The following is a 21,718-nucleotide window of genomic DNA, read 5'->3' on the forward strand; positions in this document are numbered from 1 at the left end:
CACAGTGAGCACCGTTTCCGCCTCGTTCCGCACCCACCTCGCCCGCACCACCGCCGCGTCGTCCACTCCGCCCCTGCCCACGGGGACCCTTTCCAAGGGGGCTTCGGGCACCGCGGTGAAGCAACTGCAGACAGCCCTGGTGAAGCTGGGCTTCATGACGCAGGCCCAGATGAACACCGGCCCGGGCACTTTCGGTCCGCAGACGGAGGCCTCGCTGAAGAAGTACCAGGCCGCGAACAAGCTGGCGGCGGACGGGGTGTACGGCCCGAAGACGCGCGCCGCGATGCTCAAGGACCTCACCCCGGCGGCCCCCTCCACCGGCAAGCCGGCCCCCTCCGTCACCGCGCCCGCGGCGGGCCTGGAGCGCGGCGATAGCGGCGCCGCGGTGAAGCAACTGCAGACGGCCCTGGTGAAGCTGGGCTTCATGACGCAGACCCAGATGAACACCGGCCCGGGCGTCTACGGCCCGCAGACGGAAGCGTCCGTGAAGAAGTTCCAGTCCACGTGGAAGCTGGGCGTGGACGGTGAGTACGGCCCGAAGACGAAGGCCGCGCTGGAGAAGGCGCTCGCCGGCCAGAAGCCGCCCGCGTCGTCCCCCGCGCCCTCCACCCCCGCGCCCTCCACTCCCTCCACCCCCGCGCCCGGCAAGGTGACGAAGCCGGACATGAAGTGGGTGCCCTCGGCCAACTACGGCTCACGCAACGGCGCGGACATCGACAGCATCATCCTGCACCACACCGCCTCCAACAACGTCTCGTCGGACCTGGCCACGCTCACCAAGAAGGGCACGGACGTGAGCGCGCACTACCTCATCGGCAAGGACGGCACCATCTACCACCTGGTGGATGACAAGATGGCGGCGTGGCACGCCGGCAAGTCGTCGCTGCACGGGGACACCAGCCCCAGCGTGAACGCCCGCTCCATCGGCATTGAAATCACCAACGATGGCAGCGGCAAGACGCCCTTCACCGAGGCCCAGTACCGCGCGCTGGAGAAGCTCGTGCCGTACCTGGCCAAGACGTACAACGTCCCCATGAAGAACATCCTGGGTCACAAGGACGTGGCCCCGGGCCGCAAGGTGGACCCGGCGGACAACTTCGACTGGGGCCGCGTCCGCCGCGCCACCGACGCCGTCATCTAGCGGAGGCCTTGTCGGTGGGAGCCGGGGCGGGCTCGGACGCGGCCTCGGCTTCCACGGTGACCAGCGGCGCGTTCGCCGAGCGCAGGAGCGCCAGCGCGGGCTGCTCCCGGCGAAGGGCCACGTAGCCCTTCACCGCCACCTCCAGGCCCACGTCCCGCTTCGCCCGCTCCGACAAGAACCACTTGTGCTCCAGCACCTGGCAGTAGATTTCCGCCTCGTCCGCCGCGGGTCCGAGCTCCTTGTGCAACCGGTTCACCGTCGGCCGGAAGCGCTCGTCCAGCCAACGGAACGCCGCCACGCTCAAGGGCACGCTCCGGTTCACCTCGCGCGTCAGCGTGGCCTTCATCTCGCGGATTTCATTGAGCAGGAGCGCCGCCTGCCGCTCCTCGGCCACCACGCCCGTCAGGTTGTGGAGCTGGTGCCGGTGGTACTCGCGGTCCGTGACGATGGTCCGCATCCGCAGCTGGCTGCCGTCTCCGCTCGCCACCAGGTCCACCTCGCCCACGGAGAAGCCCAGCTCGTTCAGCGCGCGGATGCGCTCGTGGATGCGGTAGCTCTCGCTCGGAGAGATGGAGATCTCCTTGTGCGTCTCCGTCCACAGGCGCTCGTAGCGCTGGCGGATGCTCGGGGCCGTCGCGTACACGTCGAGCGTCGAGGGCAGCTCCACCATCGCCGCCAGGTCCGCGAGCCCCCCGGTGACGTTCTCCTCCATGATGAGCAAGTCCAGCTCGCGCTGGCCGTCGGAGAGCTTCGTGTGCAGCTCCGACGTCTCCGCGTCCACCGCGTACGCCTGGAGCTCGCCCGCGTCGCGGCGGAAGAGGACGTTGGACAGCGAGCAGTCACCCCAGAAGAAGCCGCCCAGGTGCAGCCGCACCAGCAGGCTGGCCATCGCGTCCAGCAACCGCTCGCGGTAGCGCTCCAGGCCCCTGTTCATGAAGAGCACGCGGTAGGGCAGCGACGAGGGCAGGTACTGGGTGAGGAGGATGGCCAGCTCCTCCCCGGACTCCTCCGGAGCCCGCACCCGCGTGAGCCCCACCGCCGTCACCGCCGGCAGCCGGCGCTCCTCCAGCCCGCGCAGCACGTCGTACTCGCGCTGCCCCACGGACACGGGCAATTCCTTGAGGGCGTAGATGTCCGAGCCGTAGCTGACGAACACCACCGTGTGCCGGGAGAGACCGCGGGGGACCTCCACCAACCGGGAGCACACCTTCGGGTTCCACTCCGCCAGCGGCAGGTGCCATGGCAGATCCAGGAAGTCGGGGTGGCCCTGGCGCAGGTGCAGCGCGGTGAGCCCTCGGGATGGCGTCATGTGCGCCAGTCTATCGCGAGCACGTCCCCGGAAAGCCCGCTTCTCGGATTCATTCATGAAATGGACTCCACCCAACACACGGGAGGCGTGCACTCTCCGGACGTCTCAATAGAATCCGCGCCCCATGCAGACCCTTCAAGGATGGACAGCCCTCGTCACGGGGGCCAGCGCGGGAATCGGCGAGGCCTGTGCCCTTGCTCTCTCCCGGGCCGGAGCGCGGCTCGTGCTGGCGGGGCGCCGGGGAGACCGGCTCGAGGCCCTGGCGGCGAAACTCCAGACGCCCGCGCACCCGCTCGTGCTGGACGTGCGCTCGCGCCAGGACGTCGAGGCGTCGCTCGCTTCCCTGCCCCCCGGGTTCTCGGACGTGGACGTGCTCGTCAACAACGCCGGCCTGGGCCTCGGCCTCGAGCCCGCGCACCAGGCGTCGCTCGATGACTGGGAGACGATGATCGACACCAACTGCAAGGGGCTCGTCTACGTGACGCGCGCCCTCCTTCCCGGCATGGTGCGGCGCAACCGCGGGCACGTGGTGAACCTGGGCTCCGTGGCCGCCACCTACCCCTATCCCGGCGGCAACGTCTACGGCGCCACCAAGGCCTTCGTGCATCAATTCACGGAGAACCTGAAGGCCGACCTCGCGGGCACGCGCGTGCGCGTCACCGACATCCAGCCCGGCATGGTGGAGACCGAGTTCTCGGTGGTGCGCTTCAAGGGCGACGCGGACCGCGCCCACAAGGTCTACGAGGGCATGGAGCCGCTCACGGCGGCGGACATCGCCGACATCGTGCAGTGGTGTGTCACCCGCCCCGCCCACGTGAACATCAACGTGGTCGAGGTCATGCCGGCGGACCAGGGCTTCGGCCCCTTCAACGTCAAGCGCCGCTGACGGGCATGGCCTCCGACGAGAGCAAGAGGACGGTTCACTGCGCGGACGCCCTGGCGTGGCTGGAGGGACAGGGCGTGCTCGCCGGATGCTCGCTCATCACCTCGATGCCCGACGTGTCCGAGTTCCCCTCGCTCTCCCTCGCCGGGTGGAAGGACTGGTTCATCCGCACCGCCGCGCTCGTCCTCTCGCGCTGCCCGGACGACGGCGTCACGGTCTTCTACCAGACCGACATCAAGAAGGACGGGACCTGGGTCGACAAGGGCTACCTGGTCCAGAAGGCCGCCGAGCAGCAGGGACACGCGCTGCTGTGGCACAAGGTCGTCTGCCGCGCGCCGCCCGGAGGCGTCACCTTCGGGCGGCCGGCGTACTCGCACATGTTGTGCTTCTCGCGAGGCATTCGCGCCGACCTCTCGAAGTCCACCGCCGACGTGCTCCCCCAGGCGGGCGAGGTGACCTGGACGCGAGGCATGGGCGTCGAGGCCTGTCTCGTCGCCTGCCGCTACGTGCTGGAGAACACCCCCACGCGCACCATCGTGGATCCCTTCTGCGGCCATGGCACCGTGCTCGCCGTCGCCAATGAGCTCGGGCTCGAGGCCGTGGGCGTCGAGCTGAGCCCCAAGCGGGCCAGGAAGGCGAGGAGCCTGCGCATGCCGATCAAATGAGCGCGCCCGCGCCCTCCAGCATCGGCCGCGCCTCCATCCCGAGGAAGTCATACAGCGCCGTCATCACCGCGTGCGGCTGATCCCACATTACGTAATGCCTCGCGTGCGCCACCCGCACCAGCTTCGCGCCTGGAATCTCCCACGCCAGCCGCTCGCCCCATTTCACCGGCTGGAAGGTGTCGTCCACGCCCCACACCAGCCGCGTGGGCACCGCCACGTGCGCCAGCTTCGCCACCAATTCCTGCGTCTGGTTCGTGTCCAGCGCCGCCGCGTTGCGCACCAGCGACGTCTTGCCCACCTCCGTCGCGTACGGCTCCAGCAGTCCCTCCAGCACTCCGTCCGGCGGCGCCGTCGCGAAGCCCGTCCGCTTCAGCGCCATCCTCAACGCCCGGTACACCACCCGCGCCGACAGCCTCCGCGCCACGCGAGGGTGTCCCAATTGCACCATCATCTCGATGGGCCACGAGTCGAAGCAGATGCTGTTCATCAGGCATAGCCTCGACACCCGCTGGGGAAACCGGACCGCCAGGTGCTGCGCCACGCCGCCGCCGATGTCGTGCCCCACCACCACCGCGTTCTTCACCCCCAGCCGGTCCATCCACGCGTCCACCGCCTCCGCCTGCCGTGTAATGGAGCGTTCGAAGCCCTCCCTCCTGTCCGAATATCCATACCCGAGCAGATCCGGAATCAGCACCCGGTGCGTCAGGGAGAGCGCCGGTAGCAGCCCACTCCACAGGAAACCCCAGGTGGGAATCCCATGAAGGAGCACCAGCGGCTCGCCGCGCCCCTCGTCCACGTAGCTGATGAAGCGGTGGCCCAGTTCCACCACCCGCTGCATCGACTGATAGTCGCGCCAATTCATCGCAGCTCCTCCGCCGCCACGAAGTCCGATACCAGGCGGGCCTCCGCCGGGAAGGGCTGCCGCCGCTCCAGGTCGCCCACGTCGCTCACCAGCGTCGCCATCCCGAGCACCAACACGGGCAACCGCCACTCGCATTGATCCGTCACCCGCAGGATGACCTCCGCGTCCTCGCGCAGCATGACGAGGCGCTCCCTCGACAGCGCCACCTCGTACGGCAGCTCCCGCGCGAGCCGCCGGGACGTGGCCAACAGCGCGTCACAGGCACGAGCCCATGACTCCCCCCTCATCCGAGGCCGCAGCCGCTCCCACACCGCGTCCAGGTAGTCCGGCCACAACGCAAGCCCCCGGAATTCTCCCGGCACCGCGGGCGGGCCCACCGTCTCGAGGATGTCCGTGAAGAGCCTCCGCAGCCGCGCGTCGTCCGGCCACTCCGGCACCCACTCCATCGCCATCATCCGCGCCGGAGGCCCCCGCTCTATCCGCTCCGCGCTCCCCAGGGGCTGCAACGCCCCCACGCGCTCGTCCTGCAGCGCCAGCTTCACCGCCGAGGTGAACACCAGCATCTTCGGATTGAGGTAGTGGTACAGCGCCAGCGCGCCTCGCAGCTGGTAGCGCTGACTCTCCCCCAGGCGCACCGCGTCCCACGCCCCCAGTCGCCCGAGGCGATTCACCGCCTCCACCGCCTGCGCCCGCACCTCGTCCGCGGCCAACTCGAAGGCCCGCGTCTCCGTGTTCGGCCCCATCGCCTCCCACATCCCCACCAGGAAGCGCTCGAAGCCCGCCCACGTGCGCACCGTCACGTCCAGCCCCGTCACCCGCAGGGACTGCCTCATCTCGTAGAGCACCCGCTCCACGTCTCCGTGCGCATCGCGCTCGCTCACCTGCTTGGGTCCGGCCATGGACGCACCTCCTCCGGTCGGAAGATGGGCCGTGCATCCATGGGTGAACAGAGGAGCCCGCCAGGCAGCCAGCCCCACTTCAGGGTCGGGAAGCGCTCAGACGCTCCCTCCCCCAGGGCAACGGGGCAATCCTTCATCACTTCCTGATCGCATGACAATGAATCTTCCAATCCAATACGCTGGCGCCGTTTGCCAGAATAAGCTCCAGCATTTCCACCCGAGCGTGGCGCCGAGCCCGCTTTACCTTGCCTCTCCCCATGCCTGGTTGGATTCAAATGGGAGAAAGTGCAGGAATGAAGTTGGCCCCCAAGAGCAAGCGGACCGAAGTCGAGCGAGGGCGGCACACCCGCTCCATGCGTCATCCCGTACAGCGGTGGCTATTGACTCTCGAGAGTCGTGGCATGCTGCTATTGATCATCGGATTGATGGGAGGCACGGCGGCGGGTGCCAGACCCAGACCACAACCCTGGCCATGGCCAATTCAGAACATCTACGAGGAGCTGGTGGTCCAGTACGCCACCAACCGCATCTGCCGGGTCAAGGAGCAGGGCAAGTGCAAGGAATGGGACACGGTGAAGCTGCGCTCCTACAACGGCGGGCTCGTCGGTCCGATCATCGAGGCGCGACCCGGGGACACCTTGCATATCCACTTGAAGAACCAGCTCCCGCCGGAGCCGCGGCCCCCCACGCCCGATCCCAACGTCCCGCACGGCTTCAACGTCACCAACCTCCACACCCATGGCCTGCACGTGTCTCCGGAGGGCAACTCGGACAACGTGCTGCTGGCATTCGGCCCCCAGGAGGAGTTCGAGTATGAGATCAAGATTCCCACCGACCACCCCGCCGGGACCTACTGGTACCACGCCCACAAGCACGGCTCGGTGGCCCTCCAGGTCTCCAGCGGCATGGTCGGCGCGTTGATCATCCGCGGCAACATCGACGAGCTCCCCGTCATCAAGGCCGCCCAGGAGCGGATCTTCGTCTTCGAGCAGATCCCCTATGCCCTGGTCGATGACCCCTACGTCCCCGGAACGCAGGCCAACATGATCGAGAGCTACCAGGTGTTCACCCCGAACAACTGGGAGCTGTCCGGCCGGCGGACCCTCATCAATGGGGAGTTCGTGCCCACCTTCAAGATGAAGCCCGGAGAGGTGCAACGCTGGAGGTTCATCCATGCGGGCACCATGGAGTCGCTCCGGCTCAAGCTCCTGCGAGAGAGCGACTCGCGGACCGTGATGATGCAGCATCAGATCGCTCACGATGGCATCACCAGCGGCCGGATCGACACGGTCACGGAGACGGAGATGTACCCCGGCTACCGGGTGGACGTGATGGTGAAGGCCGAGCAGAGGCCGGACACCTACCTGCTGATCGACGAGGCGAGCCCTCCCGAGCGCTCGCTCAATGGCGTGGCGGAGACGCGCAAGATCCTGGCTCGCGTCGTGGTGGAGGGCCCGAGCGTCCAGATGTCGCTGCCCGATGAGCGGGCACTCGCCACGCTGGTGCCCCTCGAACCCATCACGAACGAGGAGCTCACCGGCACCCAGGAGGTGAAGTTCGACATGGACCTCAGCGTCACCCCCCCCAGGTTCCTGATCAATGGCAAACCGTTCGACCCGAATGCCCCTCCCCGCCGGCTCGTGCTGGGGAACGTGGAGGAGTGGTTCATCTCCTCCTCGAGCCACCAGGGCCATCCCTTCCACATCCACGTCAATCCCTTCCAGGTGATGAAGAGCAATGGGAAGCACGTCTGGAAGGACACCCTCTTCGTGGGAGCGAACCAGTCCGCCCGGGTGCGCACCCGCTACGAGCGCTACATCGGAAGGTTCGTGATGCACTGCCACATCCTGGACCATGAGGACATGGGCATGATGGAGCTGCAGGAGATCGTCCCGCCGGACTCGACGGGCGGCGACGGTGGCGGCGGCGGCGGCGGCGGACACCACGGGCACTGAGCACGGCACCGCGGGCTGCCCGGCAGGGAGGGGCCGGACAGCCCGCGGTGAGGACTCCACGCGTCCGCCGCTCAGGCCGGAGCGCTGGAGACCAGGGGCTCGGTCTCGACGGGCGCCTCGCCAGCGAGCTCGAAGAGCTCATGCAGGAGGCGGACGGCGTTGTCCGCGGCCGCCGCCTCCACCAGGCAGCTCACCCGCAGCTCGTTCACCACCAGGCCCGACACGGAGATGCCGTGCTGATTCAGGCAGCGGCACAGGCGCGCGGCGATCCCCGGATCCGAGCGGAGGCCAATGCCCACCAGCGAGACCTTGGCCAGGCCGTCCGACACCCGCAGCTCACGGGCTCCCAGCCGGGTCGTGAACTGCTCCAGGGACTGCAGAGAGCGGCGTAGGTCCGCCTCCGGGAGGGTGAAGTTGATGTTCGCCAGGGTGTTCTCCGGCGAGCAGCGGGCATGGCAGAGCATGTCCACGCTCACGTTCAGCTCGGCCAGCAGGTCCGTCAGCTCCGCCACCTGCTCCGGGCGGCACTCCACCCCGAGCACCTCCACCCGCGCCTGCCCCCGCTCGCAGGCCAGGCCCGTCAGCCTCCTGGCCTCCAGCACCTGCTCCCGCGGAAGGATCCGCGTCCCCTCCTCCTCCGAAAACGAGCTGCGTACGTGCACGGGAACCTCGTATTTCATCGCGATCTCCACACTGCGCACCTGGAGGACCTTCGCTCCCAGGGAAGCCAACTCGAGCATCTCTTCGTAGGCAACCGCCCCCAGCTTGCGGCCCGAGGGGCAGATACGGGGGTCCGCCGTGTAGACCCCGTCCACGTCCGTGTAGATTTCACAGACGTCCGCCCTCAGCGCCGCCGCCACCGCCACCGCCGTGGTGTCCGAACCGCCTCGTCCCAGGGTGGTGATGTTGTTCTCCGCATCCACCCCCTGGAAGCCAGCGACCACGGCGATCTGCCCTCGAGCGAGGGCCCGGCGGATGGGGCCCTGCTCCACCCACTGGATGCGGGCCCGGGTGAAGGCCTTGTCGGTGAGCACCGGGAGCTGGTGTCCCAGCAGGGAGAAGGCCTGTCCTCCCTCCGCCTGGATGGCCAGGGCGGTCAACGCCACCGACACCTGCTCCCCCGTCGCGGCGATCACATCCAGCTCCCGCGAGTCCGGCAGGGGGAGGAGCTGGTGCGCCAGCTTCAACAGGCGATCCGTCTCGCCCGCCATGGCGCTCACCACCACCACCACGTCGTTGCCGGCCCGCTGGCACTCCAGGGCGATGCGGGCGATGCGCCGGATGCGATCGATGCCCGCCACGGAGGTCCCCCCGAACTTCTTGACGATCAGGGGCCGCCGCTGACCCGGGGACGCCACGCCACCTCCCGGTGGCGCCCCAATCACGGTGGGCTTCATTTCACCACCTCCTCCACCACGGAGGACCACTGGACGGGGGCACGGTTGGGGAGGTCATCCCAGGAGACACGCGGCCTCGGCTCCCCGTCGATGCTCCCGGCGCGCCCCAGGATGATCTCCTGCAGGCGGGTGAGGGTGGCGCGGGCGGACTCGCGTTGGAAGATGTTGCGCCCCACGCACAGGCCGGTGGCGCCGCAGCGTACCACCTCCTCCGCCAGGAAGAGGATCTCCTCCTCCGAGCGCACCGCCCCTCCCGCGAAGAACACGGCCGTGTGTTCCAGGATGCCCTCCAGCAGCGTGGGCATCAGCGAGAGATCATCGGGGGCGGCCAGCTTGAGCGCATCCGTCCCCAGCTCCACGCAGGCCCGTATCAGGTGCCGCTGCCTGGCCAGCCGGTGCTCCAGCTTGTCGCAGGAGACCTTGTCGTAGAGCATGGTCAGCACGGGCATGCCGTAGCGTTGGGCCTCGTCCACCACCGTCCCCAGCTGCGTCAGGTTGTGGGCGTCGTTCGTCCCGTCGAAGTTGAGCTGCAGGGAGACCGCGTCCGCTCCGAGCCGGAGCGCGGCCTCCACCGACGTCAACCTCTCCTTGCGGTCCGGGCTCGAGGCCAGCGACATCATGCCATTGAGATGGACCATGACGCCGATGCCCTTCAGCAACTCGTTGCTCCCAAGCCGATCCACCATCCCCTTGTGGGCGATGATGCCAGTGATTCCCGGGTGCCCGATCCACCGGGACACCTGCTCCACACTGGCCAGCCCCTCCACCGGCCCGATCGACAATCCATGATCGATGGGCACGATGATCCCCCTACCACTCCGCCGGTCCAGGAAGTGCGACCAGCGGATCTGCTTGGCAACGCCATTCATTTTTCAGCCTCCAAATCCCTGGATCATGAGGTGCGCCGCGCGATGCACCTCAGGTCTCGATGATGTGCTCGTCGACCTTGATGCCCACGTGGCGGCCCGGCCGGGCCAGGTGCGCGAGCACCTTGTCACCGGGGCGCAGCTCGGTGATGTTCAGCGGCTTGGCCTCGTCCGAGAAGATCCGGACGTGCCAGTCGTCCTGCATGAGGATGTTGATGCGCTCGCCGCTCTGGAACTCGGCCTCGATGAGGCGCAGCGGGCGCACCTCCGTCTTCATGCGGCCGACGCTCGCCCGGCGCGCCTTGCCGGTGCGATCCACGATCATGATCTGCGCGCCCGCGCGCAGCTCGCTCATGTAGTCCGTGCGGTTGCCGAAGTTGTACACGTAGCTGTGGACCGCGCCGGCGTTCACCCGGAAGGGGCGCAGCTCCATGTACGGCAGGAAGAAGACCTCGGGGCAGCAGAGGATTCCGCCCTGCGAGGTGGAGCCCACCAGCATGCCCTCCGTCGGGGAGAAGAGCGTCGAGGTGTCGATGCAGCTGCGGTAGCCCATGCCCACGGGCACGCTGCGCACCAGGGTGGCCACCTCCAGCTTCACGTCCGCGCGGTCCAGCTTGCCGAGCCGCGAGGTGAACTCGCTGAGCACCTCGTGGGAGCGCGGCGAGAACATGACGCCGTCCGCGCCGACCTCCATCACGCCCAGGGTGACGATGGCGTCATCCACGTCCGTCGGCGTGTTGATCTCCTTGATGAGCACGGTGTGCGTGGCCTGCAGCGAGGCGATCACCAGCTCCAGCGGGATGTTGGTGGGATCCCTGAAGCGGACGATCAGGTAGTCGTGGCTGGCGCCGTCCTGGATGGACTGGTGCAGGCTGGCCCCGTCGTCCACGTAGGCCCGGAAGCACGTCTTCAGCCCCAGCTCCGCGGCCTTCTGCAGCACCAGGTGCTCCGAGCTGGCCACCACGACGTCCCCGCCGAGCTGCTTCAAGGACTTGAGCCGCTCGAGGTCCTCGACGCTCCGGGCGTTGAAGACCTTGAGCATGCGCGCCGGGATGGCGGGCGCGAGCGCCTCGATGTTGTCCGGGTAGAGGAGGACGCCCGTGTAGGCCAGGTTGACGATCCGCGCGAGCAGCCCCGCGTTGTCATTGGGCGTGGTCAGGCCCGCCGTGTCGAACCAGACGATGAGGGCGCTCGCGTCTTCCACGCGGTTGCGGTCGCCCTCGATGCGTTCAAGCCGGATGCGCTCCCGCTTCTGCATGGACACGGCGTCAGTGACATTGTTGGTGATGATCGTGGTCATGACTTGTGTTTCCCCCCCGGCGCTCCATTGGATGAGAACCGCCCGCGGCGAATGTGTTGCCGGGATGAGTACCGCGGACGGAATCCTTGTCGCCAAACACCACTTCCAGCTACGGCCGTGACGAGGACACGTAGATGGGCTTGCCCGCCATTCCGAAGGAGATCAGCTCCTTGCGGTCGTAGAGGGTCCCCTTGGGGACGAGCTCCACCTTCAACCGGACGTCATGGTGCTCCTCCAACCGGGACAGGAGCGCTGGCCTCAGCGAGTCCCCGTCCCGCTCCCTCTCCACCACGAAGTGCAGCCGCCCGTCTGGCTCGGTATTCACCCTCCAGAAGCGCCGGCTGGGCAGCTGGGAGACGATCTCCTCCAACTTCCAGAGGTCGAACGGCCTGCCCTTCACCCACAGGAGGTCGTCCTCCCTGCCGCGGATCCGCAGGGTCGCCGGCTCACCACACCCGCAGGGCTTCTCCAGGAGTTGGACGCGGTCCCCGGTGATGTAGCGGATCATCGGCGAGGCCCTCCGGGTGAGGGACGTGACGACCAGGTTCCCCGTCTCGCCCGGTGCCACCTCCTTCTCGAGCCGCTCATCCAGCACTTCCATCCAGAAGTGCCCCCGCCAGGGATGGAGCCGCTGCTCCCGACAATCCATGGCCTGGGGCCCCGTCTCCGTCATTCCATAATTGTCATACACGGGGACGCCCCAGAGATCCTCCAGGAGCTGGCGTCGGTATTGAGTCAGTGGCTCCCCGGCGCAGCAGATGGCTCGCAGGTGCGGAAAGTCCCTGCGGGGCTCGAGCCCCGCCATCTCCGCCGCCTCGGCGATCATCACCGCCGACAGAGAGATGGTGGCGAGGACGGTGACTTGCAACTTCCTCAGGAGCTCGATGACTCGCGGCAGCGGGGTGATGCTCGTCCGGCTATCCGCGGGAATCACGCAGGCGCCCTTGTGCTGGGCGGCGCCATGCACGAAGTGCCCGATGGTGGAGAGCGCATAGGGGAAGCGGATGAGCACCCGATCCCCGGGCGTGAACCCGACGCCCCACTCCGAGAACCGCGAGTGGATCTCCTCCAGGTCGTCACCACTGAACCAGGAGGAGACGGGCGTGCCGGTGGTCGCGGACGACTCGTGGTACTGCCGCAGCTCCTGGGGCGGGACACAGACCAGGCCGTGAGGTGACTGCTGGCGCAGGTCTTCCTTCGTCGTGAAGGGAAGCCGCTGGAACTCCTCCCAGGAGCGAAGCGGTGTATCCGGCAGGCGCTCCCGGTAGAAGGCGGAGCCGCGCGCATGCCGCAGCACTTGATTGATGCGCTCCAGGTGCTCTTCTGATGTTGCCATGGGTGAATCCCCCCGTGTTCGTGTTCAGGCCAGGTGGAGCAGCCCGCGGATGTTCCCGCCCAGAATCTGCTCGCGTTCACGGTCCGAGAGGGGGAGCAGGAAGACCTTCCGCAGCTCCAGGGCCGGATGGGAGAGGGGGTACTCGGAGCCGAAGATGACCTTGCTCGCCCCCGTCTTCTTCACCGTCTCCACGACGTGCAGGTAGCTGCTGAGCGACGTCTCCAGGAAGAAGTTGTCCAGCTCGGCCGCCGCGTTCGCCGCCTCCAGGTCCGTGGGCAGCGCCCCCATGTGCTCCAGGATGAAGTTCGTGCGAGGGAACTTCCTGGCCAGCAGGACGTAGTCGGCGGTGTTCGCCCCCGGCCTCCACCCGTTGTGGGAGACGATGGGCACGCCGCGCTCGCCGCAGAGCGTGGCCAGGGCGGCCATGTGCTCATCCGGGAACGAGAACTTGTGGACCAGGGGCGACACCATCAGGCCCCGGAACCCCTGCTCCAGGTACTGCTCCAGCTTCTCGACGGCCTGGGGATCGCACGGGTCCACGCAAGCCATTCCGATCAGCATGGGACTGGACTGGACGGACTGGCTCACATAGTCGTTCTTCGGGACCGCGTCCGGCTTCTTCTGGCCGGACACGTATTCGCTCATCTTCCTCACATCCAGCATGGCGCCAGGGCAGATGACCGCCTGCTCGATACCGCTCTGCCTCAGAACCTTCAGGTACTGCTCCGTGGCGCCATAGGTGGTGGGAGACACGTGTGCATGTGCGTCGATGATCATGAAAGGACTCCTGGGACTTTCGGGTGAATCACTCACGGACGACGCGGGTCGCCTTGGCCGTCGGGCGGGGCAGGTAATCCACGAGCTCGATGTCGAAGAGCAGGCCGGTCGAGGCCTCCATCCTGTTGGCGATCATGGAGGCCAGCTCCGCGGAGGGCAGGACGCCGTTGGCCAGCTCGCAGCGAATCTTGATGCGCGCGCTGTCCGAGGCCGGCATGACGAACTGGAACCAGTTACCGACCTCGGGAATCCGCATCAGGAACTCCTCCACGAAGAAGGGTGAGAACGGCTTGCCCCGGAAGTAGATCTGATCGAACGCGCGGCCCTTCATGTGGAACCGGGTGAGCGTGGAGCCGCAGGCGCACGGGGCCGTCTCCAGACAACCCAGGTCCCCCGTGCGGAACCGGATGATGGGACTGTCGTAGCGCAGGAGCGCCGTCACGACGATCTCTCCGATCTCCCCCGGTGGCAGGCTCGCCCCTGTCTTGGGGTCCACGATCTCCATGAGGACGTGGGCCTGGGCCAGGTGGTACCCACTCTGGGCATCGCACTCGATTCCGAGCATCCCGCACTCGAGGGAGCCATAGAAGTAGTTGGCCGTGGTCCCCCAGATCTTCTCCACGCGCTCGCGGAAGGCAGGCGAGCAGCCCTCGCCGGTCAACCACATCTTCTTGATTCCCAGACTCGTCAAATCGAACCCGCCTCGCGCCGCCTCCTCCGCCAGGACCATGGACCAGGAGGGGCTGGTGACGACGACGTTGGGACGCAAATCCCGGACCATCTTGAGGGTCTTCTTGGGCGTGGAGTACGCCCCCCCCTTTCCGGCCGGGATGACCGTGGACTGATAGCCATCCATGAAGGTCTTGTGGAAGGCGAGCCCCGCCGTGCTCATCTCGTACGGAAGGGCATTGAGGCAGACGTCGCCGGGTCCAACCGGGAACAGCTTCGTGTACCGCGGGGAGAGATCATTGAGCAGGTAGTCATTCCATGTGTACGCCATGTAGATCTCTTCACCGCCCGTGGTCCCGGTGGACACCTGCATGAGCACGACGTCTTTCTTGTCGCAGGTCAGCAGGAGCCAGGGTTTGCCGCGGAGCTCGTCCTTCGTCAGGAAGGGGAGCCGGGTGATGTCTTCCAGCGACTCGATGTCCTTCGGAGAGACCCCGGCCCGGTCCATTTTTTCCCTATAGAAGGAAGAATGGTCATACGCGCGCCGGACCACGGCCTCGAGGGCTTCGCGCTGATACCAGGCCAACGTCTCGGGAGGCATGCAGTCCGCCTGGCCCTCCCCGGAGAAGTAGCGGGAGATGACGGGAGGCGTCTGCAGGTTCCGCAATCTTTTCTCAAAACTCGAGCGCATGACTGGCACCTTTCCTCTGCTGCAAGCCAACTCGTGGGCTTGGGCGGGGACAATCTGGACACGACTCTTCCGGGCGCTATCGCCCCGCTCGTCAGGCAGTATCCGTCCGCGAGGCAGGACGACTTCGGGGAGGGGTGATGAAGACTCACTCCCCCGACTGCCTCAAACGGTCGCTGGCACCACGGAAAATCTGGAGACTTCGATCTCCCGCAGCATCCTGTCCACCGAGTCGAGATCCAGATTGAACGCGGCGCGCACCTCCGCCAGGGGCCTGTCCATCAATCTCTTCCAATCCGTACCGAACAGCCGCTTCGCCCGCCGCCCCAACAGCCACCCCCGCGCCACCTGTGGCATCACCACCTCGCACAGCTCGAATCTGCGCAGGAAGGTGAAGGCCAGGCCCACCACGAAGACGCCCATCGACACGCGTGAGCCGTTCTGCGCGAAGTAGAAGGCCTGCAGCCCCATCTCTCCCGCCGAGTCCGGGCGGAAGCCCGTCACCACGTGCCAGAGATCGTGCGTCTCGAACAGGTGGGCCTTCACGTAGCTGCCCGCGTCGTCGGCCTTCTGCACGCGCAGCACGTTCGCATCCAGGCGATACTCGCGCAGCAGCTCCACGAAGGCCCGCCCCAGTGTGCCCTCGGGCAGCCGGCACAGGGCCTCCACATCCACGTGCCCCAGCCGGGGGCGCTCCCGCAGCACCCGCGCGAGCTCCGGGTCCCGGGACATCCGCTCCACCACCGTCCGCGCCGTGTCCGTCGAGGCATACATCGCCTCGATCAGATCGAAGACGTGATTGGGATCATCGGCATCGCGGACCATCCCCAGAACAGCACGGCTGACACGAATCATCTTCAGGATGCGACGCATACCTACTTCCTCCTGAAACACGTACCCCAGCCAACATCCGCGCCGCCCTCCAGGGAGGGAGCCGAAGCCTCGCAGCCGGTGCATGGGCCGGGACTCACCCGCTACGAACCATGGACAAGCTGGGTCCAGACGGGATGCGAATCAACTCCGAGCGCCCGTGAAGCTCGGCCCCTCGCGAGCTCTCTGAACAATCTGGATGTCCAGCCCCGCGGGGCGATTGTCTCTCTTCCGCGCGCGGGCTAACACGCTCACGGCCCACGAAAGGAAACACCATGGCGAGAATCCTGGTCATCCATGGCCCCAACCTGAATCTGCTCGGAAGGAAGGAGCGGGAGATCTACGGCTCCGATACACTGGTGGATATCAACCGCCTGCTCTCGGAAATCGCCCGGCAGCACGCCGTCGAGTTGGAGTTCTTCCAGTCCAATCACGAGGGGGCGATCATCGACAAGATCCAGGAGGCGATGGAGACCGCCAGGGGAGGCATCCTCATCAATCCGGGAGGACTCACCCACTACAGCATCGCCATTCGAGATGCCTTGAGCGCGGTGGCCCTGCCCACCGTCGAGGTCCACCTGTCCAACGTCCACGCCCGAGAGGAGTTCCGCGGACACTCGGTGATCGCCCCGGTGTGTATCGGACAGGTCGGTGGGTTTTCAAAACAAAGCTATGTGCTGGGCCTCCTGGGATTGTTGAAGCACCTCGAGCGGGACGCCGCCACCTCGTGAGCGCCCGCTCGCGAACAATCCATGGGGCTGCCATCTCCCGGGTACGACACGAAAGCGACACTTTTCCCGGGCGCCGTTTGACTTCACCTGACCGGCCGGGTTCTGCTTGCCCATGCGGGGCAGGCAGTCCTTGCCACGCACACACAACCGTCGAGCCAGGACACCGGCGCGGCGGTGGGGGGATACAGCGATGATGCCGCAGGAAGGGATCTTCCACTCACCCGGCGCCTTCAGTGGCCTGGCCGTGCTCCGGCTCACCCGGAACGCGGCCCTCCCGCAGCTGCGGGAAGTCGTCTCCTCCATCCACGAGGAGCTGAGCGCGACCCAGGGGCTGCGCATGGTGCTCGGCCTGGAGCCGGCGCTGCTCCCCGAGTCACCCACGCAGCCCGCGCTCCTGCCTCGGGAGGGGCCCACGGCGCGCTTTCCCTCCAGCCAGGCCCACGTGCTCGTCCAGATGAGCACGTGCGAGCGTGAGCTGCTGCTGTGCGCCCTGCGGCGCGTCCTCGCGCTGTCCAAGGGGGTGCTCTACCTCGAGGAGGAACTGCTCGGCGGCCGCATCGGCGTGGGGAGGGAGCCCTTCGGCTTCCGTGACGGACTGCTGAAGCCCACCCGCGAGCAGGTGCGGCGCACCGCCATCGTGCCCTCGGGCCCGCTGGCGGGTGCCTCGTGGCTGCTCTACCTGCGCTTCCAGCAGGATCTGGACCTCTTCAACCACCTCAGGACCCAGGCCCAGGAGCGCGTGGTGGGCCGCACCCGCGAAGGTGAGCTCGTCGTGGATGCGCCCGCCGAGGCCCACATCCTCCGGGCGCGCGCGTCCGGCGCCGGGGAGAACCAGCTCCTCATCCGCCGCGGCTTCCCCTTCCGGCATGGAGGCGAGGAGGGTCTGGCCTTCCTGGCCGCCTCCGCGGATCCGGACGGCTACCGGCGCGCGCTGGATGCGCTGCTGGGCGCCGATGGCCAGACACCGGACGCCATGCTCCGCTACGCCACCGCCGTGGGAGGCGGCCTGTACCTCGCGCCGCCTCGCGGCTGGTTCCACTGCCCCGCCCAGCAGGAGAGGAGGCCCGCCCATGAAGGTATTGGTCCTGGACTGTGATGCGCGGGTGTCTCGCGGTCTGGAGCGGACCCTCCAGGTGCTCGGTCATGAGGTGCGCTGCCCCACCTCCGCCGCCGAGGCGCGCGCCCTCCTCCAGGAGGACCCGGCCGTGGACATCATCCTCGCGGCCCAACACCTGGATGCCGGCGAGCGTGGCACCGAGTTCCTGCGCTGGGTCGAGCACCACGTCCCCCGCGCGCGGCGCGTGCTCATCTCGGGCACGCACTGCCCTCCCGATTTCATCGAGCAGCCCGGCAGGCAGTGGTTCCAGGCCAAGCCCTTCGGGCGCCGGGAGCTGGAGGCACTGCTCACCCGCTCTCCCCCGACCCCCTGAGCAGGGACGCCCCTGCCCGCCCCCCTTCACGCAGACAACAGTCCAGCCTTCGAGCTGGCGGAGGAACCGCAGCAATGAGCTACAACGACATACGAGGACCCCGCGTGGTGGGGTTGTCCGTGGCCTCTTCTCTCAACGAGTACATGATGCGCATCCAGGAGTTGGGCGCCGTGGAAGGTCCTGACGGGGAGCTGGAGCTCAGCCCCGAGGTGAGGCCGATATTGGAGGCCCTCCACCAGGTGCTCTCCGGCGGCTCGGTGGAGGTGAAGGTCCTCCACCGGGGCAACCCCGATATCGTCAACGAGCTGAACCGCCGCGTGCAGCAGGTGGGGCAAGAGGCGAATGCCATCAACAAGGCGGCCGGCTTCTATCTGACCGCGACCCTATGAGCCTCCCCGTCCGCTGGCGCCGACTTCTCCAGGAGTCCTTCAAACATTGGGTGCGCTCGCAGGACACCCAGGAGGTGCTGGCCGCGTCGTCGCTGCGGGCCTGGCTGATCTCCGCGTTGATCATGCCGGCGGTGCTGGCGCTGGCGACCTGGGCCCCGGGGGCGGAGCGCTTCTTCGACCTGTCCTTCGTCAAGGCACTGGCATGTCTGGCGCCCTCCATGGCGCTGGGTGTTGGCTTCGCCCTGCTGCACCGGGGCCGCCAGCGCATCGAGACGTGGGGCTGGCTGTACCTGCTGACGGGCACGGCCGCCCTGCAGTTCTCCCTCGCGGCGCTGATGGCCCTGGCGGCGATGCCGGGAGCCATGGTGTTCGCGGCGGTGCTGCTCTTCGTCGCGGGCTACTATGGCCGGCTGCACCGCGTGGCGCCCAGCCAGCCCTTCGTCGCGCTGGGCTCGGTGGTGGCGCTGGGCCTGGCGGCGCTGATGGCCCGGACGGATGAGCACGTGGCGCTCTTCGCCGTCATGGGGCCGCTGGCCATCATCCTGGAGATGTACACGGGCGCCTTCGCCCTGAAGCACGATCAGGCCCGCGCCGAGGCCGAGCAGCTGCGCGCCGCCGTGCAGGCGCAAATCCTGGAGCAGCAGGAGCGCGACGTGGGCCGGCTGTCCCAGGCCATGGTTCAGATCCTCGGCTACAACCACGACATCAACAACACGTTGATGAGCGTGAGCGCGGCGGCGGACATGCTCTCCATCATGGGGGTGCAGCGCAACACCTTGCCGCGCGCCGAGTTCGAGGAGCTGGTGCGCGAGCTCAACGACGGCCTCGCGCGCATCCGCGAGATGGTCATTGAAATCCGGCAGAAGGGGCGGCGCTCGGTGAACAGCGAGCCGGAGAACGTGCACGTCGTGCCCGTGCTGGAGTCGGTGCGCACCAGCCTGGGGTGGCGCTTCCCGGACGTGAACATCCAGGTGAAGGTGGAGGAGCAGGCGTCGCACGCGCTGGTACGAGGGGGCGTCACCACGCTGCGGCGGGTGGTGGAGAACCTGGTGCTCAACGCGTGCGAGGGTGATGGCAGACAGGGCGCGGCGACGGTGAACATCCTCGCGCGCACCGAGCCGTTCAGCGGACGGTTGGAGCTGCTCATCGCGGACGACGGGCCGGGCTTCCCTCCGGACAAGCTGCGGGCCCCCATCGAGGGCCTGTCCACCACCAAGCCGAACGGCACGGGCCTGGGCCTCTACACCTCCGAGTGCCTCATCCGCGCCAGCGGGGGCACGCTGGAGCGAAACAACCGCACCCCGACGGGCGCGCAGCTGCGCATCCTGCTGCCAAGGGAATTGCGATGAGCGCGGGCGCCGTCTTCCAGGAGGCACTGCGCGCGCTGCGCCGGCAGGAGCTTCCGGAGGAGGCCGAGCGGGAGGTGCTCCGGGCCCTGGAGGCGGGCCGGCCCGGGCCCCTGGCCCTGCTGTACGCGGCCGGGGCGGAGGCGGGGCTCGGACGCGAGGTGCTGCTGCGGCGCGCCGCGGGTCTCTTCCTCTGCTCCTGCGCGGCCAACCTGTCGGATGACCTGACGGATGGCGAGTGCACGTACCTCGCGGAGCCCCAGCGCGTGGGCCCCGGGGTGCAGTTCGCGCTGCAGTCCCTCTGCTTCGCCACGCTGGCTCGAGCGGAGCTGCCCGCGTCGCTGCTGGCGGAGACGGCGGGGAGGATGGTGACGGCGGCGGGGCTGCAGGTGCTCGAGGTGCGCACGGCCACGTGGACGGCGCCTCGCTTCAAACAGGTGGCCGAGGGCATCGCCGGAGCGCAGTGGGCGCTGTACCTGCGGGTGTTGTGGGAGGGCACGGCGCTGGCGGGGCGGGCGGTGGAGGTGGGGCGGAACCTGGGCGTGGCGGCGCACGTGGCCGAGGACCTCCGCTCGGGCGACGCGCGCTTCCACGGCATGCCCGAGGAGGACCGGGGCGAGGTGCTGTCCTGGGCGAGAGAGGCGGCCGAGGCCGTGCGCCAGCGGGGACTCCCGTGCCTGGAGGCGGTGCTGCGCACGGTGGAGCCCGTGTTGTACCCCTCGCGGTAGGCCCGTCAGGACACCAGACGAGCAAGCGATTGCGGAGGAGCATCCCCATCTTCTCCCTCCAGAGCACCGGAGGAGCACATGGAGGCAGTCGAGGAGCTGAAGCTGGAGCAGGATCCCCTCGCATCCGGCCTGGGCGTGGCGCAGGGCGTCTTCTATCTCGCCAGCGGCGTCTGGCCCATCGTCCACCTGCGCAGCTTCGAGGCCGTGACGGGCCCCAAGCCCGAGGGCTGGCTGGTGAAGACGGTGGGCGCGCTCATCGCCGTCGTCGGCGGCACGCTGCTGGCCGCGGGCCTGCGCCGCCGCGTCACCCCCGAGCTCATGCTGCTGGCCGCGGGGAGCGCCGCCTCGCTCGCGGCGGTGGACGTCGTCTACTCGCCCCAACGCATCTCGCCCGTGTACCTGCTGGATGCGCTGGCCGAGGGCGTCCTCGTCACCGCCTGGTGCGTGGCCGCCGCGCGCGCGTGGAAGCACCGGGACGTCCAGCCCCCCGCGCCCCGCTACACCTCTCCGGAGGACGCGGCCGGCTTCCCCACGTAGCACTCACGGCGTGAGGAACCAGGCCAACGCCTCGCGCGCGATGTCGTCGGGGATGGTGTGGGGCCCGTCGAACTCGCGGTAGCGCACCGCGTAGCCCGCCCCCTCCATGCGCGGGACGATGCGCCGGCTGCACGGGTCGATGTGCAGCACCTCGTCCTTCACCCCATGGGAGATGAAGAGCTTCGGCTCGCCCCGCCGCGCCGTCGTTTCGAGGAAGCCCGGTGAGAACGCAACCACGTGGGTGAACAGGTCCCCGTTGGTGAGGCCCAGCGACAGGGCATACGACGCTCCGTCGGAGAAGCCCTCGAGGGCGATGCGCCCCGGATCCACCGCGTAGCGCTCGAAGACGTACGCCAGCGCCCGGTCGATGAAGGCCACGTCCGGCCCGAAGCCGATCTCGCTGCTGATGAGATCCCACGTCGGGCCCCGGGACTCCGGCGCGAGCAGGAGGAGGCCCACCTCGTCCGCGAGCTCCTGCCACGGACTCAGCGCGTGGCGTGCATCGCCTCCCGCGCCGTGCAACATCACGACCAGGGGCATGGGCCGATCCGCCTGGTACCCCTTGGGGATGTAGAGCAGCCCGTCGCGCTCTCCGCCCAACCCCAACGGCCTCGGGCCCCGCGCCGGCTCCGCCTCCACCGAGGGCAGATGCGGACGCGCGTGCAGCCGGCCCTCCTTCGTCTCGTCATGTGGGGCTTCCGCCCGTGTTCCCGTCCTTGCCATGTCCTTCGTTTCCTTCGCGGCGCTCAATCCACATGCGAGGAGCAGCATGGCCCCGACCCCGCTCATGCGGGCGAACGCGGACCCACGCCCTCCCCCCATTCTACGGGTGGGCTCTGGCTTCATATCGGCACGGTCTCCGTCCGCCAGGCCGGCGCCCGTTGGCGTCGTGACCTGGACACGAGCAAACACCCGGCGCGGAGCGCTTCTCCCCCTCCCA

Annotated in this window: 22 protein-coding genes; 11 read left to right on the forward strand and 11 right to left on the reverse strand. The window is 68.1% G+C overall.

Going from position 1 to position 21,718, the window contains the following annotated elements:
- Positions 1–4 precede the first annotated feature (4 nt).
- A complete protein-coding gene (locus tag JQX13_RS55345) occupies positions 5–1,141 on the forward strand; it encodes a peptidoglycan recognition protein family protein (RefSeq protein WP_275424992.1) in 1,137 nt (378 codons plus the stop codon).
- Here JQX13_RS55345 and JQX13_RS12250 read toward each other — a convergent pair.
- Positions 1,134–2,450: a DUF4032 domain-containing protein gene (locus JQX13_RS12250; protein WP_203409185.1), complete on the reverse strand. Its 1,317-nt coding sequence runs from the start codon at positions 2,448–2,450 to the stop codon at positions 1,134–1,136. The two genes, JQX13_RS55345 and JQX13_RS12250, sit on opposite strands and share 8 nt — an antisense overlap.
- A 124-nt stretch (positions 2,451–2,574) precedes the next feature.
- Here JQX13_RS12250 and JQX13_RS12255 point away from each other — a divergent pair, with 124 nt between their 5' ends.
- Together JQX13_RS12255 and JQX13_RS12260 are read left to right on the forward strand one after the other, a co-directional pair.
- Positions 2,575–3,336: an SDR family oxidoreductase gene (locus tag JQX13_RS12255; RefSeq protein WP_203409186.1), complete on the forward strand. Its 762-nt coding sequence runs from the start codon at positions 2,575–2,577 to the stop codon at positions 3,334–3,336.
- Positions 3,337–3,341: 5 nt separating this feature from the next.
- Positions 3,342–3,998, forward strand: coding sequence for a DNA methyltransferase (locus JQX13_RS12260; protein WP_203409187.1), 657 nt, complete (start codon positions 3,342–3,344; stop codon positions 3,996–3,998).
- Here the strand turns inward: JQX13_RS12260 and JQX13_RS12265 are convergent.
- The gene (locus JQX13_RS12265; RefSeq protein WP_203409188.1) at positions 3,991–4,860 is read right to left on the reverse strand and encodes an alpha/beta fold hydrolase; all 870 of its coding nucleotides are present in this window, start codon (positions 4,858–4,860) and stop codon (positions 3,991–3,993) included. The genes JQX13_RS12260 and JQX13_RS12265 overlap by 8 nt on opposite strands.
- A complete protein-coding gene (locus JQX13_RS12270) occupies positions 4,857–5,759 on the reverse strand; it encodes a halocarboxylic acid dehydrogenase DehI family protein (protein ID WP_203409189.1) in 903 nt (300 codons plus the stop codon). The genes JQX13_RS12265 and JQX13_RS12270 overlap by 4 nt, the downstream gene beginning before the upstream one ends.
- A gap of 401 nt (positions 5,760–6,160) precedes the next feature.
- Between JQX13_RS12270 and JQX13_RS12275 the strand changes: the two genes are divergently transcribed.
- The gene (locus JQX13_RS12275) at positions 6,161–7,714 is read left to right on the forward strand and encodes a multicopper oxidase family protein (protein ID WP_239014713.1); all 1,554 of its coding nucleotides are present in this window, start codon (positions 6,161–6,163) and stop codon (positions 7,712–7,714) included.
- Positions 7,715–7,785: 71 nt separating this feature from the next.
- Here JQX13_RS12275 and JQX13_RS12280 read toward each other — a convergent pair whose 3' ends face one another.
- The 7 genes from JQX13_RS12280 to JQX13_RS12310 all read right to left on the reverse strand — a co-directional run bounded on the left by JQX13_RS12280 (position 7,786) and on the right by JQX13_RS12310 (position 15,620).
- Complete coding sequence (locus JQX13_RS12280; RefSeq protein WP_203409191.1) at positions 7,786–9,111, reverse strand: aspartate kinase; 1,326 nt, start codon at positions 9,109–9,111, stop codon at positions 7,786–7,788.
- Positions 9,108–9,980, reverse strand: a complete 873-nt coding sequence (locus JQX13_RS12285; protein ID WP_203409192.1) for a class I fructose-bisphosphate aldolase — start codon at positions 9,978–9,980, stop codon at positions 9,108–9,110. Before JQX13_RS12285 ends, JQX13_RS12280 begins: the two co-directional genes overlap by 4 nt.
- Positions 9,981–10,029: 49 nt before the next feature.
- Positions 10,030–11,277, reverse strand: coding sequence for a 3-dehydroquinate synthase II (locus JQX13_RS12290; RefSeq protein WP_203409193.1), 1,248 nt, complete (start codon positions 11,275–11,277; stop codon positions 10,030–10,032).
- 109 nt (positions 11,278–11,386) lie between these two features.
- Positions 11,387–12,613, reverse strand: a complete 1,227-nt coding sequence (locus tag JQX13_RS12295) for a phenylacetate--CoA ligase family protein (RefSeq protein ID WP_203409194.1) — start codon at positions 12,611–12,613, stop codon at positions 11,387–11,389.
- Between the two features lie 24 nt (positions 12,614–12,637).
- A complete protein-coding gene (locus JQX13_RS12300) occupies positions 12,638–13,390 on the reverse strand; it encodes an amidohydrolase family protein (protein ID WP_203409195.1) in 753 nt (250 codons plus the stop codon).
- 28 nt (positions 13,391–13,418) lie between these two features.
- On the reverse strand, positions 13,419–14,750 hold the full coding sequence (locus JQX13_RS12305) for a phenylacetate--CoA ligase family protein (protein WP_203409196.1): 1,332 nt from the start codon (positions 14,748–14,750) through the stop codon (positions 13,419–13,421).
- A 162-nt stretch (positions 14,751–14,912) separates the two neighbouring features.
- Positions 14,913–15,620, reverse strand: coding sequence for a Coq4 family protein (locus JQX13_RS12310; RefSeq protein WP_203409197.1), 708 nt, complete (start codon positions 15,618–15,620; stop codon positions 14,913–14,915).
- 272 nt (positions 15,621–15,892) lie between these two features.
- Between JQX13_RS12310 and aroQ the strand changes: the two genes are divergently transcribed.
- The 7 genes from aroQ (at position 15,893) to JQX13_RS12345 (ending at position 20,778) form a co-directional block, all read left to right on the forward strand.
- The gene (gene aroQ, locus JQX13_RS12315) at positions 15,893–16,348 is read left to right on the forward strand and encodes a type II 3-dehydroquinate dehydratase (protein ID WP_203409198.1); all 456 of its coding nucleotides are present in this window, start codon (positions 15,893–15,895) and stop codon (positions 16,346–16,348) included.
- Between the two features lie 190 nt (positions 16,349–16,538).
- Positions 16,539–17,444: a Dyp-type peroxidase gene (locus JQX13_RS12320; RefSeq protein WP_203409199.1), complete on the forward strand. Its 906-nt coding sequence runs from the start codon at positions 16,539–16,541 to the stop codon at positions 17,442–17,444.
- Entirely contained in the window at positions 17,419–17,778 is a 360-nt protein-coding gene (locus tag JQX13_RS12325; protein ID WP_203409200.1) for a hypothetical protein, read from the forward strand. The genes JQX13_RS12320 and JQX13_RS12325 overlap by 26 nt, the downstream gene beginning before the upstream one ends.
- 74 nt (positions 17,779–17,852) lie before the next feature.
- Complete coding sequence (locus tag JQX13_RS12330; protein WP_239014714.1) at positions 17,853–18,167, forward strand: hypothetical protein; 315 nt, start codon at positions 17,853–17,855, stop codon at positions 18,165–18,167.
- Between the two features lie 50 nt (positions 18,168–18,217).
- Complete coding sequence (locus JQX13_RS12335) at positions 18,218–19,516, forward strand: sensor histidine kinase (RefSeq protein ID WP_343211080.1); 1,299 nt, start codon at positions 18,218–18,220, stop codon at positions 19,514–19,516.
- Positions 19,513–20,241 (forward strand): hypothetical protein, encoded by a 729-nt coding sequence (locus tag JQX13_RS12340; protein WP_203409202.1) that lies wholly within the window; start codon positions 19,513–19,515, stop codon positions 20,239–20,241. Before JQX13_RS12335 ends, JQX13_RS12340 begins: the two co-directional genes overlap by 4 nt.
- A 78-nt stretch (positions 20,242–20,319) precedes the next feature.
- Complete coding sequence (locus tag JQX13_RS12345; protein WP_203409203.1) at positions 20,320–20,778, forward strand: hypothetical protein; 459 nt, start codon at positions 20,320–20,322, stop codon at positions 20,776–20,778.
- A gap of 3 nt (positions 20,779–20,781) precedes the next feature.
- Here JQX13_RS12345 and JQX13_RS12350 read toward each other — a convergent pair whose 3' ends face one another.
- Positions 20,782–21,501 (reverse strand): alpha/beta hydrolase, encoded by a 720-nt coding sequence (locus JQX13_RS12350; RefSeq protein WP_239014715.1) that lies wholly within the window; start codon positions 21,499–21,501, stop codon positions 20,782–20,784.
- Positions 21,502–21,718 lie beyond the last annotated feature (217 nt).

Source organism: Archangium violaceum, assembly GCF_016859125.1.
GTDB classification, from domain to species: Bacteria; Myxococcota; Myxococcia; order Myxococcales; family Myxococcaceae; genus Archangium; species Archangium violaceum_A.